General features: G+C 74.4%; 10 protein-coding genes and 1 pseudogene. 8 read left to right on the forward strand and 3 right to left on the reverse strand.

Features of this window, described 5'->3' with window-relative positions; genetic code table 11:
• The first annotated feature begins 64 nt into the window (after positions 1 to 64).
• Positions 65 to 2,827 carry a family 78 glycoside hydrolase catalytic domain gene (locus tag PCC79_RS13440; protein ID WP_342372130.1) on the forward strand — a complete coding sequence of 921 codons (2,763 nt, stop codon included), beginning with the start codon at positions 65 to 67 and terminating at the stop codon, positions 2,825 to 2,827.
• Positions 2,828 to 3,106: 279 nt separating this feature from the next.
• Here the strand turns inward: PCC79_RS13440 and hemQ are convergent, their stop codons facing one another.
• The 3 genes from hemQ to PCC79_RS13455 are packed head-to-tail and all read right to left on the reverse strand — an operon-like array spanning position 3,107 to position 6,311.
• Positions 3,107 to 3,877 (reverse strand): hydrogen peroxide-dependent heme synthase, encoded by a 771-nt coding sequence (hemQ, locus tag PCC79_RS13445; RefSeq protein WP_232548402.1) that lies wholly within the window; start codon positions 3,875 to 3,877, stop codon positions 3,107 to 3,109.
• Positions 3,874 to 4,929 (reverse strand): ferrochelatase, encoded by a 1,056-nt coding sequence (locus tag PCC79_RS13450; RefSeq protein ID WP_232548401.1) that lies wholly within the window; start codon positions 4,927 to 4,929, stop codon positions 3,874 to 3,876. The genes hemQ and PCC79_RS13450 overlap by 4 nt, the downstream gene beginning before the upstream one ends.
• Positions 4,929 to 6,311, reverse strand: a complete 1,383-nt coding sequence (locus PCC79_RS13455) for a glutamyl-tRNA reductase (protein ID WP_342372131.1) — start codon at positions 6,309 to 6,311, stop codon at positions 4,929 to 4,931. The genes PCC79_RS13450 and PCC79_RS13455 overlap by 1 nt, the downstream gene beginning before the upstream one ends.
• 88 nt (positions 6,312 to 6,399) lie before the next feature.
• Between PCC79_RS13455 and hemE the strand changes: the two genes are divergently transcribed.
• The 7 genes and pseudogenes from hemE (at position 6,400) to hemL (ending at position 14,580) form a co-directional block, all read left to right on the forward strand.
• Positions 6,400 to 7,446 (forward strand): uroporphyrinogen decarboxylase, encoded by a 1,047-nt coding sequence (gene hemE, locus PCC79_RS13460; protein WP_342372132.1) that lies wholly within the window; start codon positions 6,400 to 6,402, stop codon positions 7,444 to 7,446.
• Positions 7,443 to 8,975 carry a protoporphyrinogen/coproporphyrinogen oxidase gene (locus tag PCC79_RS13465; RefSeq protein ID WP_342372133.1) on the forward strand — a complete coding sequence of 511 codons (1,533 nt, stop codon included), beginning with the start codon at positions 7,443 to 7,445 and terminating at the stop codon, positions 8,973 to 8,975. Before hemE ends, PCC79_RS13465 begins: the two co-directional genes overlap by 4 nt.
• A pseudogene (gene hemC, locus PCC79_RS13470) lies at positions 8,975 to 9,898 on the forward strand (hydroxymethylbilane synthase); the annotation flags it as partial. The gene PCC79_RS13465 and the pseudogene hemC, both read left to right, overlap by 1 nt.
• A 54-nt stretch (positions 9,899 to 9,952) precedes the next feature.
• Positions 9,953 to 10,651: a uroporphyrinogen-III synthase gene (locus PCC79_RS13475; RefSeq protein ID WP_342373629.1), complete on the forward strand. Its 699-nt coding sequence runs from the start codon at positions 9,953 to 9,955 to the stop codon at positions 10,649 to 10,651.
• Positions 10,648 to 11,664, forward strand: a complete 1,017-nt coding sequence (hemB, locus tag PCC79_RS13480) for a porphobilinogen synthase (protein WP_342372134.1) — start codon at positions 10,648 to 10,650, stop codon at positions 11,662 to 11,664. Before PCC79_RS13475 ends, hemB begins: the two co-directional genes overlap by 4 nt.
• 36 nt (positions 11,665 to 11,700) lie before the next feature.
• Positions 11,701 to 13,173 carry a sodium/proline symporter PutP gene (gene putP, locus PCC79_RS13485; RefSeq protein ID WP_342372135.1) on the forward strand — a complete coding sequence of 491 codons (1,473 nt, stop codon included), beginning with the start codon at positions 11,701 to 11,703 and terminating at the stop codon, positions 13,171 to 13,173.
• A 78-nt stretch (positions 13,174 to 13,251) separates the two neighbouring features.
• On the forward strand, positions 13,252 to 14,580 hold the full coding sequence (gene hemL / locus PCC79_RS13490) for a glutamate-1-semialdehyde 2,1-aminomutase (RefSeq protein ID WP_342372136.1): 1,329 nt from the start codon (positions 13,252 to 13,254) through the stop codon (positions 14,578 to 14,580).
• The last annotated feature ends 6 nt before the right edge of the window (positions 14,581 to 14,586 follow it).

A 14,586-nucleotide genomic window follows, 5' to 3' on the forward strand; every position in this document is an offset into this window, starting at 1 on the left:
AAGCGTTTCAGACACCGCTAGGCTCATCCCCGACGCCACCGTGTCTGCGACGAGGGAGATGCACATGCCGAAGGTCACCGTTCCCGAAGGCCGCCCGGGTCTCGCCCCGGGAGCCCACCTGGTGGAACCCGCCCCGTTCCCCACCGCGGCGGACCTCCCCGATCCGCGCGGGCCGCTCGGTACGCCGACGCGACTGCGCTTCGAGCACCTGCCCCCCGGCGACGCCCTCGGCATCGCCACCGCCACGCCGCGGCTGTCCTTCGATGTGCCGAGCGCCCCGGCCGGGTGGCAGCTGGCGTCGGTGACCGTCGAGGTGACCTGCGGCCCGATCGGCGGGGAGGCGTCCACCACCACCCACACCCTGCCGAACGCCGCCACCCTCCACCTGCCGTGGCCCGACGAGCCCCTGGCCCTGCGCGAGGCCGCCACGGTCCGCGTCCGGGTCAGCGGGACCAGCGACGAGGGCGAGGTGACGAGCCCGTGGTCGGATCCGATCAGCGTCGAGACCGGCATCTTGGCCGCCGAGGACTGGCAGGCCCTGCCCGTCGGCCCGAGCTGGCCCGAGAACCCGGACGCCGACCGCCGGCCCAGTCGCGTCCGCCACGCCTTCGATCTGCCCGGCGACATCACCGCCGCCCGGCTCCGCGTCTCCGTGCACGGACTCATCCGCCCCTGGCTGAACGGCGAGCGGGTGGATGACGACGAGCTGGTGCCGGGCTGGACGGTCTACGGCGAGCGCCTCCTGCACCGCAGTTACGACGTCACCGACCTGCTCGCTGCCGGCGCGAACGTCCTCGCTGCCGAGCTGGCCGACGGCTGGTATCGCGGCCACATCGGCTTCGACGGCGGCTACCGCAACCTCTACGGTGCCGACCAGGCGGCGATCCTGCAGCTCGAGGTCGTCCACGGCGACGGCTCGCTCACGGTGGTCGCGACCGACGACGCCTGGCAGGTCGGCGGCGGGCCCATTCTGTTCACCGGCCTCTACGAGGGCGAGACCTACGACGCCCGCCTCGCCGACGACGACCCCACCGCCTGGGCCCGCCCGGGCGAACCCTGTGGCACCTGGCTGCCCGTCGCCGTCCACCCCTCGGATGCCGCGCGGCTCGAGGCACCCCTCGACGCCCCCGTGCAGACGCAGGGCGAGCTGACCCCGGTCGCAATCTGGCTGTCCCCGGCACCCGAACGGTTCCTGCCACCCGGCATCGAGGCCGACGACCCCGACGTCTGGCTCGTCGACTTCGGCCAGAACATCGCCGGACGCCTGCGCTTCGTCCTCCCCGACGGCACTCCGGCGGGCACGACGATCCGCATCCGGCACGCCGAGGTGCTCGAGAACGGCCGGCTCGGCGTCCGCCCCCTGCGCGGCGCGGCGGCGACCGACACCTACACCACCCGCGGCGACGCCGGGGAGGAGTGGGAGCCAGCGTTCACGATCCACGGCTTCCGCTACGCCGAGATCACCGGGTGGCCGGGCGAGCCCGAGCCGGATGCGCTGCGCGCCGTCGTGCTGCACACCACGATGGAGCGGCTCGGCGGGTTCGCGTCCTCCGAACCGCTGGTCGACCGGTTGCACGAGAACTCCCGCTGGTCGATGACCGGCAACTTCGTGGCGCTGCCCACGGACTGCCCCCAGCGCGACGAGCGTCTCGGTTGGACGGGTGACGTCGCCGCCTTCGCGCCGACCGCCGCGTTCCACTACGACGCCACCGGCCTGCTGGCCAGTTGGCTCGTCGACCTGTGGCTCGAACAGCAGGCCCACGGCACGGTGACCTGGTACGTCCCGGTCATTCCCGGCGGGTTCTGGACGCCGCCGCGTCCGGCCGCCGTGTGGGGCGACGCCGCGACGATCACGCCCTGGACGCTGTACGAGACCACCGGCGACCGGCGGCTGCTGGAGGACCAGTGGGAGTCGGCGCGGCAGTGGGTCGACCTGGTCGACTCCTTGGCCGGGGAGGGCCACGTCTGGGATTCGGGAATGCAGCTCGGCGACTGGCTCGACCCCTCCGCGCCGCCGGAGAACCCCATGCAGGCCATGACCGATCCGTACCTCGTCGCCACGGCCTACTTCGCGCAGTCGGCCCGCATCGTGGCGCGGTGGGCCGCCGCGCTGGGCAAGGAGGCCGAGGCGTCGCGCTACGGCGAGCTGGCGGACGCCATCGCCGCGGCCTTCCGCGACGCGTACCTGCAGCCCGACGGCCGGCTGAGCTCGGACAGCCAGACGGCCTACGCGTTGGCCATCGTGTGCGACGTGCTGGGCGAGGACGATCGCGTCCGCGCCGGGGAGCACTTGGCGCGGAAGGTCGCGGAGTCCGAGGGCCGGGTGGCGACCGGGTTCGCCGGGACGCCGGTCGTGTGCGCGGCGTTGACGGCCACCGGGCAGGACGCCGTCGCCTCGGCCCTGCTGCTGGAGACGGGCTGCCCGTCGTGGCTGTACGCCGTGACGATGGGCGCCACGACGACGTGGGAGCGGTGGGACTCGATGCTGCCCGACGGGTCGATCAACCCCGGTGAGATGACGTCGTTCAACCACTACGCGCTGGGCGCCGTGGCGGCCTGGCTGCAGCGCGACGTCGCCGGCCTGGCGCCGGCGGCACCCGGCTACGCGGAGATCCTCGTCGCGCCGCACCCTGTGGGGCTGACCCACGCGGAGGCCGTCCACGTGACGCCGTACGGCCCGGCGGCGTCGTCGTGGTCGGTGAGCGACGGCGTCCTGACCCTGGACGTGGTCGTGCCCGTGGGTGCGACGGCCCGGGTGGTGCTGGGCGGCGAGGAGACCGTGGTCGCGCACGGCCGGCACACCTTCACCGCCCCCTCCCCCGCCTGACCCGTCCTGCCCTGCCCTCGGGGGGGTGGGGGGCGCGCTGGTGATCGGCATTTGGACCCGAGGGAATGGCGCCATGGCGCCATTCCCTCGGGTCCAAATGCCCCAACGTGGGCTTGGGATCGCGGGGATCAGCCCGTATCCTCGTCACGGCGTCGGGCTGCGGTAGCCCCGGGCTCCAACATTCGCCGCTACGAGCGGCCACGCGCCGTGAGGCGCTCCCGGCCCGACGCCCTCACCTCGTCCTCGTCCACCCCGGATTCCCGGGGTGGACGACAGACATCAGCGACGCGGCTGGCGTCCGATCCACTCGGCCAGCTCGACGCGCGGGCCCGTGAAGAACGGTGTCTCCTCGCGCACGTGCAGCCGCGCCTCGACGGCGCGCTGGGCGCGCATCGCGTCGGTGAGGCGGTGCAGCTCGTCGGCCTCGAAGGCCAGCAGCCACTCGTAGTCGCCCAAGGCGAAGGCGGAGGTGGTTGAGCCCAGCACGTCGGGAAAGTCTTTGGCCGCCATGCCGTGCGTGCGCAGCATGTGCGAGCGCTTGGACGATTCCAGGTAGTACCACTCGTAGGAGCGCACGAACGGGTAGACCGTCAGCCACGGCCGCGGGGCGATCCCCGAGAAGCAGGCCGGGGTGTGGGAGTTGTTGAACTCAGCCGGGCGGTGGACGCCGACGTTGCTCCACACCGGCTCCAGCAGCACACCGAGCTCGGAGCGCCGCAGCGCGTGATACCCCGCCTGCAGCGCGGCCGGGTCCTCCGACAGCGTCCACACCAGCAGGTCGGCGTCCGCCCGGAACCCGCCGATGTCGTACCAGCCGCGCACGGTCACGCCGGCGTCGGCCAGGGCCGCGGCGGCCCCGTCGGCCAGCGCGGCGTTGTCGGCGTCCGCCGAGAGCGGAGCCGGCAGCGCGAACACCGAGTACATCAGGTAGTGGGTGGCGGCGTTGACGTCTTCGGGCGCCACGTACACGTCGCGCGGGTCGCCGGTGAACGGTGCCCCGGGCGTCTTGCCGTGCGGGCCGGCGCCGTGGCCGGAAGTGGGCTGGGTCATGAGACTCCTTCGTTGTCGAGAACGGTCGGCGCTCCGGCGCCCGGACGCCCCGAGCCGCAGCAGGACGCCCCACACGTCGGCATCCCGGCGATCGTGCCGCGCTCACCGGCGACGACGGCGTCTGCCAGGAGCGCGACGAACCCCGGGTCCACGCCCACGGTGGCGGCGCGGACGTACCCCAGGCCGAGGCCCTCGGCGGTCTCGCGGGCCTCGGTGTCGAGGTCGAACACGACCTCCATGTGGTCGTTGATGAAACCGATGGGCGCGGTGACGACGCGCTCGACGCCGTCGGCGGCCAGCTCCTCGAGCCGGTCGTTCACGTCGGGCTCCAGCCACGGGATGTGCGGGGCGCCAGAACGGGAGCAGAACACCAGCTCCCACGGCACCTCCACCCCGAGCTCGGCGGACGCCTCCCGCGCGACCGCCTCGGCCACCCGCAGGTGCTGGGCGTGGTAGGTGCCCTCCTCACCACCGGGGCCGGACGCGGCATCCATGGCGGTCGGGATCGAGTGGGTCACGAAGAGCACGGCAGGCAGGTCCTCGGCGCCCCCGAGTTCGCGCACCGCCGCCACCAATGCCCGGGCGTTGGCGCCCACGAAGCCGTCGGTCTCGGCGTAGGGGCCGATCTTGGTGAAGGTGAACCCCTCGGCCTCCTCGCCGAGCTCGGCCAGCGCCCCCGCCAGGTCCTCGCGGTACTGGCGGCAGCCGGAGTAGCTGGAGTAGGCGGCGGTGATGACCACCCGCACGTCGCGCAGACCGGACGCGGCCAGCTCGCGCAGCGTGTCGGCGAGGTAGGGCGTCCAGTTGCGGTTGCCGATGACGACCGGCACGTCGAGCCCGCGCTCGCGCAGGGCCTCGCCCAGGGCGTCCATCAGCTCCGCGTTGCGCTCGTTGATCGGCGACACCCCCCCGAAGCGCTGGTAGTGGCCCGACACCTCGACCAGCCGCTCGTCGGGGATGCCTCGCCCCCGCGTCGCGTTCCGCATGAAGGGCAGCACGTCCTCGGGACCTCTCGGCCCGCCGTAGGACACCACCAGCACTGCATCGACCATCACATCGCCTCTCGTCGGGGCGCCTCCTCGACGCCGCCCAGATCATCCACCCGCAGCCCGGTGACCGGGCAGCTGTCCTCGTCCAACGTGTCGGGCGCCACCATCCGCGCCGACTCCTGCGCCGGGCCGTCCAACTCCAGGTTGCCCAGCACGGGACGCGTCGGGGCCTCCAGGCCCCACAGCTCGCTCAGCGCCCAGAGGTACTCCTCCGAGCGGCCCTCGACGGCCGCCTTGCGCGCTCGGACGCTCGGCACGTGGACGAGACGCGCCGCGAGCCGCCGCAGGGCGTGGGCCGCCTCCTCGCGGGTCAGGCCGCGCTCGAGCGGCAACCGGTCGATCTCGTCGGCCACCATGTCGTGGACCGTGTCGCGCAGCGCGATGACCGCAGGATCCATCTCCCGCCCGCGCAACCGGGCCAGCGCTTCGGCGACGCCGGTGCGCACCAGCTCCCGGGCGCGGATCACGTCGCGATGGGCGGCGTCCGGCACGTGGCGCGAGATCGTCTCCAGATCGAGCAGCAGCGCCCCGGGCAGGTCGGCGCAGGCAAGTTCCACGTCGCGGCCCACGGCGAGATCCACCAGCACCAGCTCGCGGTGGTCGCGCGCGGCGACCGCCTCGCGCACCTCCTCGGCCAGCACGGCGGGGACGCCCGAGCCCCGGCAGGCGACCACGACGTCGGCGTCCACCATGGCCCCGCTCAACGGATCGGCCACGGCGCGCACCCCGGGGTGCGAGCGCGCGAAGGCCTCGGCCCGGCCGCTGTGGCTGAACACCGCCACGTCACGGCAGCCGCGCTCGGCCAGGTCGGCCACGACGGCCCCGGCGTAGGCGCCGGTGCCCACGATGAGCACACGGGACGCCTGCCAGGCGCGCGGCACCAGATCGAGCGCCACGCTCACCACGGAGCGGCCGCGGGTCGCGAGCCGGGTGCGCTGCGTCACGAGCCGCGCCGTGCGCAGCGCCTGCTCCACCACCGAGACGAGCAGACCGGACGCCGTGCGCGCGGTCCGCGCCTCCAGAAGGGCGCGGCGCACCTGGGCGGCGACCTCCCGGTCCCCCACCACCATCGAGTCGAGCCCGGCGGTGACGTGGAAGAGGTGGTCGATGGCGTCGGCGTCCGCCAGCTCCAGCAGCGCGACGTCGGCGGGCGCGTCGGGGCCCGAGGTCAGGTCGCGACGCACCGCCTCGGCCACGGCAGCCAGCGGCAGGTCGGACTGCAGGTAGACCTCCACGCGGTTGCACGTGGAGAGCACGAGCGCGCCGGCGATGCCGGGGGTCGCCTCGACGAGGCGCCGCCCGAGACCGGGGACGCCCTGGGCGATGGCCTCCACCGCGCCGAGCCCGTGGTCGGCGTGGTGGACGGCAACGAGTTGGATTCCCACGACACTGCCATTGAACCATCCCCGGCCGACAGGTTCGAATGCGACCGCACCCCCGACGCCCTCCCGCCGGGCGGCATAGGGTGGCAGCGTGCCCCATGCCGACCCGACGACACCGCCCCTCCTCCGTGCCTTGTCAGGCCACCGTGACGGCCCGCTGCCCGTGTGGTTCATGCGGCAGGCCGGCCGCTCCCTGCCCGAGTACCGGGAGGTCCGCAAGGGCACCGGCATGTTGCAGTCCTGCCTCATGCCCGAGCTCGCCGCCGAGATCACCCTCCAGCCCGTGCGCCGCCACCGCGTCGATGCCGCCATCTTCTTCTCCGACATCATGGTGCCGCTCAAGCTGGCCGGGGTCGACGTCGAGATCGTGCCCGACGTGGGGCCCGTGATCGCCGAACCGGTGCGCACGGCGTCCGACGTGGCGGCCCTCGCCGCGCACGAGCCGGGCGACACCGCCGCGATCGCCGACGCCATCGGCATCATCACCGCCGAGCTGGCCACGACCCCCTCGGGCGACGCCGGGTGGACGCCGCTGATCGGCTTCGCCGGAGCGCCGTTCACCCTCGCGGCCTATCTCGTCGAGGGACGCCCCAGCCGCGACCACCTCGCGGCGCGCGCCATGATGCACGCCGATCCGCAGTCCTGGGGACGCCTCATGGCCTGGTGCGCGGAGATCTCCGGGCACTTCCTCCGCGCCCAGACCGACGCGGGCGCCTCGGCCGTGCAGCTCTTCGACTCCTGGGCCGGCTCCCTGACGCGCGCCGACTACGTCGCCCACGTCGCCCCCCACAGCCGCGCCGCGCTCGCCGCGGTCGAGGGCGCCGTGCCCCGCATCCACTTCGGCACCGGCACCGGCCACCTGCTGGAGGAGCTCGCGGTGGGGGCGGACGCCGTCGGTGTCGACTACCGCACCCCGCTGGACGAGGCCGCCGCCCGCTTGCCCGCCACGCCCCTGCAGGGCAACCTCGACCCGGCCTTGCTGGCCGCCGGCGAGGATGCCCTGGCCGCCCACCTGGCCGACGTCGTCGAGCGCGGCCGCGCCGCCCCCGGGCACGTGCTCAACCTCGGGCACGGCGTCCCCCCGAGCACCGACCCCGGGGTGCTCACCCGACTCGTCGAGAGGATCCACGCGCTGTGAGCAGCCACGCAGAAGCCATCGTCATCGGCGGCGGCATGAGCGGCCTGGCCGCCGCCCACCGCTTCACCCAGCTCGGCATCCGCCCGCTGCTCCTGGAGGCTCGCGGCCAGTGCGGCGGGCTGGTGTTCGGCGCGCCCATCGGGGGCGTCCGTGTCGACCTGGGTGCGGAGTCCTTCGCCCGCCGCAGCGCGGCGACCGCCGAACTCGCCGAGGAGTTGGGGCTGGAGGTCGTCACGCCGGCGGGCGAGTCCTGGATCTGGGCGCACGACGGTTCGACCGACGGCACTGGCGACGGCGAGCAGCCCGGGCACGCGTTCCGCATCCCGCACGGCGTGTTGGGCATCCCGACCGACCTGGACGACCCGCAGGTCGCCGACGCCCTGTCCGAGGAAGGTCTGGCGCGGGCGAGGGAGGATCTCACCCTCGGCCCGGACGCCGGCGCGGACGCCGCCGACCTCGCCACGCTCGTCACCACCCGCCTCGGTCCCGAGGTGCTCGACCGGCTGGTCGACCCCGTCGCAGGCGGCGTCCACTCGGTGCACCCCAGCCAGCTCGCGGTCGACATCGTCGCGCCCGGGTTGCGCGAGGCGCTGGCCGCGGAGGGCTCGCTCGTCGGTGCCGCGGCCGCGCTGCGCGCCAAGGCCCCGGAGGGCTCGGTGGTCGCGTCGGTCTCGGGCGGGCTGTTCCGCCTGGTCGAGGCCCTGGTCTCGGCCATCGATGCCGGGGGCGGCACGGTGCGTCCTCGCCGCCTGGTGACGGGGATCGCCCGGGACGGCTCCGGGTGGCTGGTCACGCACCACGAGGCTGGCCGTGCGCCCAACCCTGCCGACCCGCCCGTGCCCGTCGGCGAACCCGAGCAGCACTGGGCACCCAAGCTCGTCATCGCCCTCGACGGGCGCGCCGCGCTCGATCTGCTGCGCTCGCTGCCCGAGCTGAACATCGGCGACTGGGAGCTCCCCCGCGGTGCCGACCTCACCCAGGTGTGCGTCACCGTGACCCGGCCCGAGCTGGACGCCGCACCGCGCGGCTCCGGTCTGCTGGTCACGCCCGTGCACGACGGCGACACCCCGCGCGTGCGCTGCAAGGCCCTGACGCACTACTCGGTCAAGTGGCCGACCACCGTCACCGGTTCGGGCCGCCACGTGCTGCGCATCTCCTACGGGCGCGCGGGCACCCCGACGCCGGAGCCCACGCTCGCCGACGCCCTCGCCGACGCCTCGGTGCTGCTCGGCATCGATCTCGCCGAGACCGACGTGGCCGGCCACGCCGTCATCCACTACCCCAACTCCCTGCCGCCCCACACGCCCGAGCACCGCGAGCGCGTGGCCGAACTGACCCAGGCCGCCGCCGAGCTGGAGGGCTTCGAGATCACCGGCGCCTGGTACGCCGGCACCGGCTTGGCAGCCGTGGTGCCACACGGCCGCGCCGTGGCGGAGAAACTGTCAGTGGGGGCGTCCACCCTTGGGTCGCATGACGACGATGACGACGACGGCACCGAGTCCGGCGCGAAGGGCGGGTCCGGGCAGTGATGCTGCGCCTCGGCACGCGAGGCTCGGAGCTGGCGCGCACCCAGTCGGGCCACGTGGCGGACGCCCTGCGCGCGCTGGGCCACGAGGTGGAGCTGGTGACCATCCGCTCCGAGGGGGACGTGACCACCGCGTCCCTGGTCGACGCCGGCGGGCTGGGCGTGTTCGCCGCCGCGCTGCGCCGAGCGTTGCTCGCGGGCGAGGTAGATCTGGCGGTGCACTCCCTCAAGGACCTGCCGACCGCCGCCGTACCCGGCCTCACGCTGGCCGCGATCGCGCGCCGCGCCGACCCGGCGGACGTGCTGTGCGCCCGCGACGGCCACACGCTGGCGTCGCTGCCGGCCGGCGCGAAGGTGGGCACCGGCTCACCGCGCCGCGCCGCCCAGCTGCGGGCGCGGCGACCCGACCTCGTGGTCGTGGAGATCCGCGGCAACGTGGGCACCCGGCTGGCGCGCGCGTTCGGCTCCGACACCACCGAGCCCGACCTGGCCGCGGTCGTGCTGGCCCGCGCCGGGCTGGAACGCCTGGGGCTGATGGACGCCGCCTTCGAAACCCTCGACCTGCTGCCCGCGCCCGGCCAGGGCGCGCTCGGCGTGGAGTGTCGCGCCGACGACACCGCCACCGTCGCGGCGCTGGCTGCGCTGGACGACGAGGCCACCCGCGCGGCCGTCACCGCCGAGCGGGCCGTGCTCGCCGCGTTGGAGGCCGGTTGCGCGGCCCCGGTGGGGGCGTTCGCCACGCTGGCCGACGGCGTGCTCAGCCTGGCGGCCACGGTGCTGGCCACCGATGGCGCCACCGCCGCGCGCACGTCCGTGGCGGAGCCGTGGCCCACCGACGCCGACGCGCTGGGCCGCCGTGCCGCGCGGCGACTGCTCGGCGACGGGGCGGCCGCGGTCACCCCGCTCGGAGCCGCGCGCCCCAGCCGGCTGGAGGAGTTCCACCGCAGCCAGCTGTGGGCCCCCGGCGCCCACCCAGTGCTCGTGGGCCGCCGCATCCTGCTGCCGCGCCCCGACGGGCCGCTCGCCGAGGCCCTGCGCGCCACCGGCGCCGAGGTGGACGCCGTGCCGCTCACCGAGCAGGCGCCGCTGCCCTTCGACCTGCCCGGCGCCCCTGACCCCGTGGATTGGCTGGTGCTCACCTCGGCCGCCGGCGTCACGGCCCTCGTCGCGGCCGGGCACGCCCTGAACGATTTGGCGCGGCGCACCGCCGCCGTCGGCCAGGCGACCGCCGCGGCCATCGAGGCGGCCGGTGGGAGGGTCGATCTGGTGGCCGACGGGGATGCCGCCGCGCTCGTCGGCGCCCTGCCCGAGGGCCCGGGAACGGTGCTGGCCCCCGGCTCGCAGCTCGCCGCGCCCACGCTGGCCGACGGACTGTCCGCCCGCGGTTGGCGCGTCCACCGGGTCGCGACCTACACCACCCACCCGCTCCCGGCCGCCCCCGCCGAGCTCGTCGAGGCCTGGCCCGCCTACGACGCCGTGGTGCTCACCGCCGGCTCGGTGGCCCGCGCCGTGGCCGACCTGCTTGGCGAGCCGAGCGGTCACACCCGCGTCGTGACGCTCGGCGCCCCCAGCGCCGCCGCCGCCCGCGCCGCCGGCCTGCCCGTGCACGCCACCGCCGCCAGCCCGGACGCCGACGGCGTCCTCGCCGCCCTCGTCGACGCCCTCCAGGAGCCCGCATGACACTGCATCACGAATCACGGACGCCAGAACCCAGCACGCCGACACCCAGCATCCGCCCGCGCCGGCTGCGCACCACGCCCGCGATGCGCAACCTGGTCCGCGAGACCCGGCTCGCCCGCAGCCAGCTGGTGCTCCCCGTCTTCGTCCGCGACGGCCAGGACGCCCCGCGGCCCATCAGCTCGCTGCCCGGCGTCGTCCAGCACACGCTGGACTCGCTGTGCGCCGAGGCCGAGCGTGCAGCGTCCGCCGGTCTGGGCGGCATGATGCTGTTCGGCGTGCCGCGCGAGGAGGACAAGGACGCCGCCGGCTCGGCCGGCGCCCGGCCGGACGGGATCCTCAACCGCGGCCTGGCCGCCGTGCGGGACGCGGTGGGCGACGACCTGGTGGTGATGGCCGACACCTGCCTGGACGAGTTCACCGACCACGGCCACTGCGGGCTGCTCACCGAGGACGGCCGGGTCGACAACGACGCCACGCTCGAGGCCTACGTCGCGCTGGCCGTGAGCCAGGCGGACGCCGGCGCCCACGTCGTCGGCCCGTCCGGGATGATGGACGGCCAGGTGCGGGCGATCCGCGAAGGACTGGACGCGGCGGGCCACGCGGAGGTCGCGATCCTCGCCTATGCCGCGAAGTACGCGTCGGCGTTCTACGGCCCGTTCCGCGAAGCCGTCGGCTCGTCCCTGCAGGGTGACCGGCGCACCTACCAGCAGGATCCGGCGAACCGGCGCGAGGGTCTGCGCGAAGCGCTGCTCGACCTCGCCGAGGGTGCCGACCTCGTCATGGTGAAACCCGCCGGCTCCTACCTCGACGTGCTCGCCGACGTGGCGGCGGCGTCCGACGTGCCGGTGGCCGCGTACCAGGTCTCGGGCGAGTACGCGATGATCTGCGCGGCCGCCGAGCGTGGCTGGATCGACCGGGACGCCGCGCTCGCCGAGTCGCTCACGTGCATCGTCCGCGCCGGTGCCGATCTCGTCCTGTCATACGCCGCCCTGGAGGTGCCCGCGGTGCGTTAGCCTCCCGGGCATCGCTTCTCGCCCCGGGAGGACCCCATGGGAACGGACCTCATCTGGCAAGTCGTCTCCATGCTGATCTACCTGATCGCGATGGTGACCATCGGGTTCGTGGCCCAGGCCCGCACGACGGACCTCGGTGACTTCATGCTCGGCGGCCGCGGGTTGGGCCCGTTCGTCGCCGCACTGTCGGCCGGGGCGTCCGACATGTCGGGCTGGCTGCTCATGGGGCTGCCGGGAGCGCTCTACCTCTCCGGGCTCGTCGAGTTGTGGATCGCGGTTGGCCTGACCGTCGGCGCCTGGCTCAACTGGAAATTCGTCGCGCCCCGGTTGCGCGCCTACACGCAGCTCGCGGCCGACTCGATCACGCTGCCGTCCTACCTCGGTGCCCGGTTGCGCGACCCGTACGCCATCCGCCTGGTGGCCGGGGCGATCATCCTCGTGTTCTTCACGCTGTACGTGTCGTCCGGCATGGTCGCCGGCGGGACGTTCTTCGAGTCGTCGTTCGGGCTGCCCTACCTTGCCGGCATGCTGCTCGTCGCCGGGGTCACAGTGCTGTACACGCTGGTGGGCGGCTTCTTGGCCGTGTCGTGGACCGACGTCGTCCAGGGCTGCATGATGGTCACCGCCCTCGTGCTGCTGCCGATCGTGGGCGTGATCCACGTGGGCGGCCCGGGCGCGATGCTCGACGCCATCAACGCCGTCGACCCGAGCCTGCTCAGCTTCACCAGCGGGGCCACCGTGGTGGGCGTGGTGTCGTCGCTGTCGTGGGGGCTGGGCTATTTCGGGCAGCCGCACATTCTCGTGCGGTTCATGGCCCTGACGGACGCCGCCGAGGCCACGGCCGGACGGCGCATCGGCATCACGTGGATGGTGCTGAGCTGCCTCGGTGCCGCCGCGACCGCGCTGGTCGGCATCGCCGTCTACACCCACGACACCGGCCAGCTCGCCAACCCCGAGGCGGTCTTCATCACTTTGGGCCAGCTTCTGTTCCACCCGCTGCTGGCCGGGTTCCTGCTGGCGGCGATCCTGGCCGCGATCATGTCCACCATCTCCTCGCAGCTGTTGGTCACCAGCTCCGCCCTCGTGGAGGACATCTTCCGTGCCTTCGCCGGCCGCGAGATCAGCGCCCGGGGTGGGCTGTGGCTCGGCCGCGCGGGCGTCCTGCTGGTGTCGGTGGTGGCCGCGCTCCTGGCGCTCAACCCCTCGGGCACGATTCTTGATCTGGTGGCGTTCGCCTGGGCCGGCTTCGGTGCCGGGTTCGGCCCGACGATCCTGCTCTCCCTGTTCTGGCGCCGACTCACGAGCGTGGGCGCGCTCGCCGGGATGATCGTCGGCGCCCTCGTCGTGTTCTGGTGGGGATCGGTCGACGGCGGCCTGTTCGATCTCTACGAGATTGTGCCCGGGTTCCTCGCCAACCTGCTGGTCGCCGTCGGGGTGTCGCGGCTCACCGGCACCCCGGCTGGCGTGGACGCCGAGTTCGACGAGGTCGCCGCCCTCGCGCGCCACTGAGGTGGGTCGCCGACGCCGGCGAAGACTGTCCGAGGGGCGCGGTACGGTGGGGAAACCGCCACCGGAAGGAGCCCACTCGTGACCGACATGGCCGAGGTCTATGCCCGCGCCTGCGCCGTGATTCCGGGCGGGGTGAGTTCGCCGGTGCGCGCCTTCGGGTCGGTGGGCGGCACGCCGGTGTTCCTCGCGTCGGCGTCCGGGCCGCACGTGGTGGACGTCTTCGGCCGCAGGTACGTCGACCTGGTGTGCTCGTGGGGGCCCGCGCTGCTCGGGCACGCCCACCCCGAGGTGGTGGCCGCGGTGACGGACGCCGCCGCGCGCGGCCTGTCCTTCGGCGCGCCGACGACGGCGGAGGTCGAGCTGGCCGAGCTCATCCGCGGCCGCGTGCCCTCCGCCGAGAAGGTCCGGTTCACCTCGACCGGCACCGAGGCCACGATGACGGCGATCCGCGTGGCGCGCGGGGCGACCGGGCGCGACGTGATCGTGAAGTTCGCCGGCTGCTACCACGGCCACTCCGACGCCCTGCTCGCCGCCGCCGGTTCCGGCGTCGCGACGGCGGGACTGCCAGGCTCGGCGGGCGTGACGCGGGCCGCGGCGTCCGACACGCTGGTGCTGCCCTACAACGACGTCGCCGCGCTGGAGGCGGCGTTCGCCGAGCGGGGCGACGACATCGCGTGTGTGATCACCGAGGCGGCGCCGGCCAACATGGGCGTGGTGCCGCCGGCGCCGGGCTTCAACGCCGCGATCCGGGCCCTGACCAGCGCCCACGGCGCGCTGATGATCTCTGATGAGGTGCTGACCGGATTCCGCGTGGGCCCGGCGGGCTGGTGGGGTCTGGAATCCGACGAGGCCGCCGGTTGGACGCCCGATCTCGTGACCTTCGGCAAGGTCGTCGGCGGCGGCATGCCGCTGGCGGCGCTCGGCGGGCCCGCGGCGCTGATGGACCTCTTGGCCCCGCTGGGCCCCGTGTACCAGGCGGGCACCTTGAGCGGCAATCCGCTGGCGACCGCGGCCGGCATCGCCACGCTGCGGCTGGCCGACGACGCCGTGTACGCCCACGTGGACCGGGTGTCGGCCGAGCTGCAGGACGAGGTCGCCGCGGCCCTGGACGCCGCGGGCGTCGCCCACCGCGTGCAGCGCGCCGGCAACCTGTTCAGCGTGTTCTTCGGCGAGCACGCCGCCGGCGAGGGCGTCGCCAACTACGCGGCCGCGCAGCGCCAGGAGGCCTTCCGGTACACCGCGTTCTTCCACGCGATGCTGGACGCCGGCGTCGCCCTGCCGCCGAGCGTCTACGAAGCCTGGTTCCTGAGCTCCGCGCACGACGACGCGGCCATGGGCCGGATCGCCGCCGCGCTGCCCGCGGCGGCCCGCGCGGCGGCGTCCGCGGTGGCGCCGACGCCTGCCTGAGCGGGG

The sequence above is a fragment of the Propioniciclava soli genome (assembly GCF_038502305.1).
Taxonomy (GTDB): Bacteria; Actinomycetota; Actinomycetes; order Propionibacteriales; family Propionibacteriaceae; genus Propioniciclava; species Propioniciclava soli.

Bases quoted from the DNA above. Each gene is read 5' to 3' on its own strand.
- PCC79_RS13440 (WP_342372130.1), top strand. From the start codon at position 65: ATGCCGAAGGTCACCGTTCCCGAAGGCCGCCCGGGTCTCGCCCCGGGA.
- hemB (WP_342372134.1), top strand. From the start codon at position 10,648: ATGACACTGCATCACGAATCACGGACGCCAGAACCCAGCACGCCGACA.
- putP (WP_342372135.1), top strand. From the start codon at position 11,701: ATGGGAACGGACCTCATCTGGCAAGTCGTCTCCATGCTGATCTACCTG.
- hemQ (WP_232548402.1), bottom strand. From the start codon at position 3,877: ATGACCCAGCCCACTTCCGGCCACGGCGCCGGCCCGCACGGCAAGACG.
- PCC79_RS13450 (WP_232548401.1), bottom strand. From the start codon at position 4,929: ATGGTCGATGCAGTGCTGGTGGTGTCCTACGGCGGGCCGAGAGGTCCC.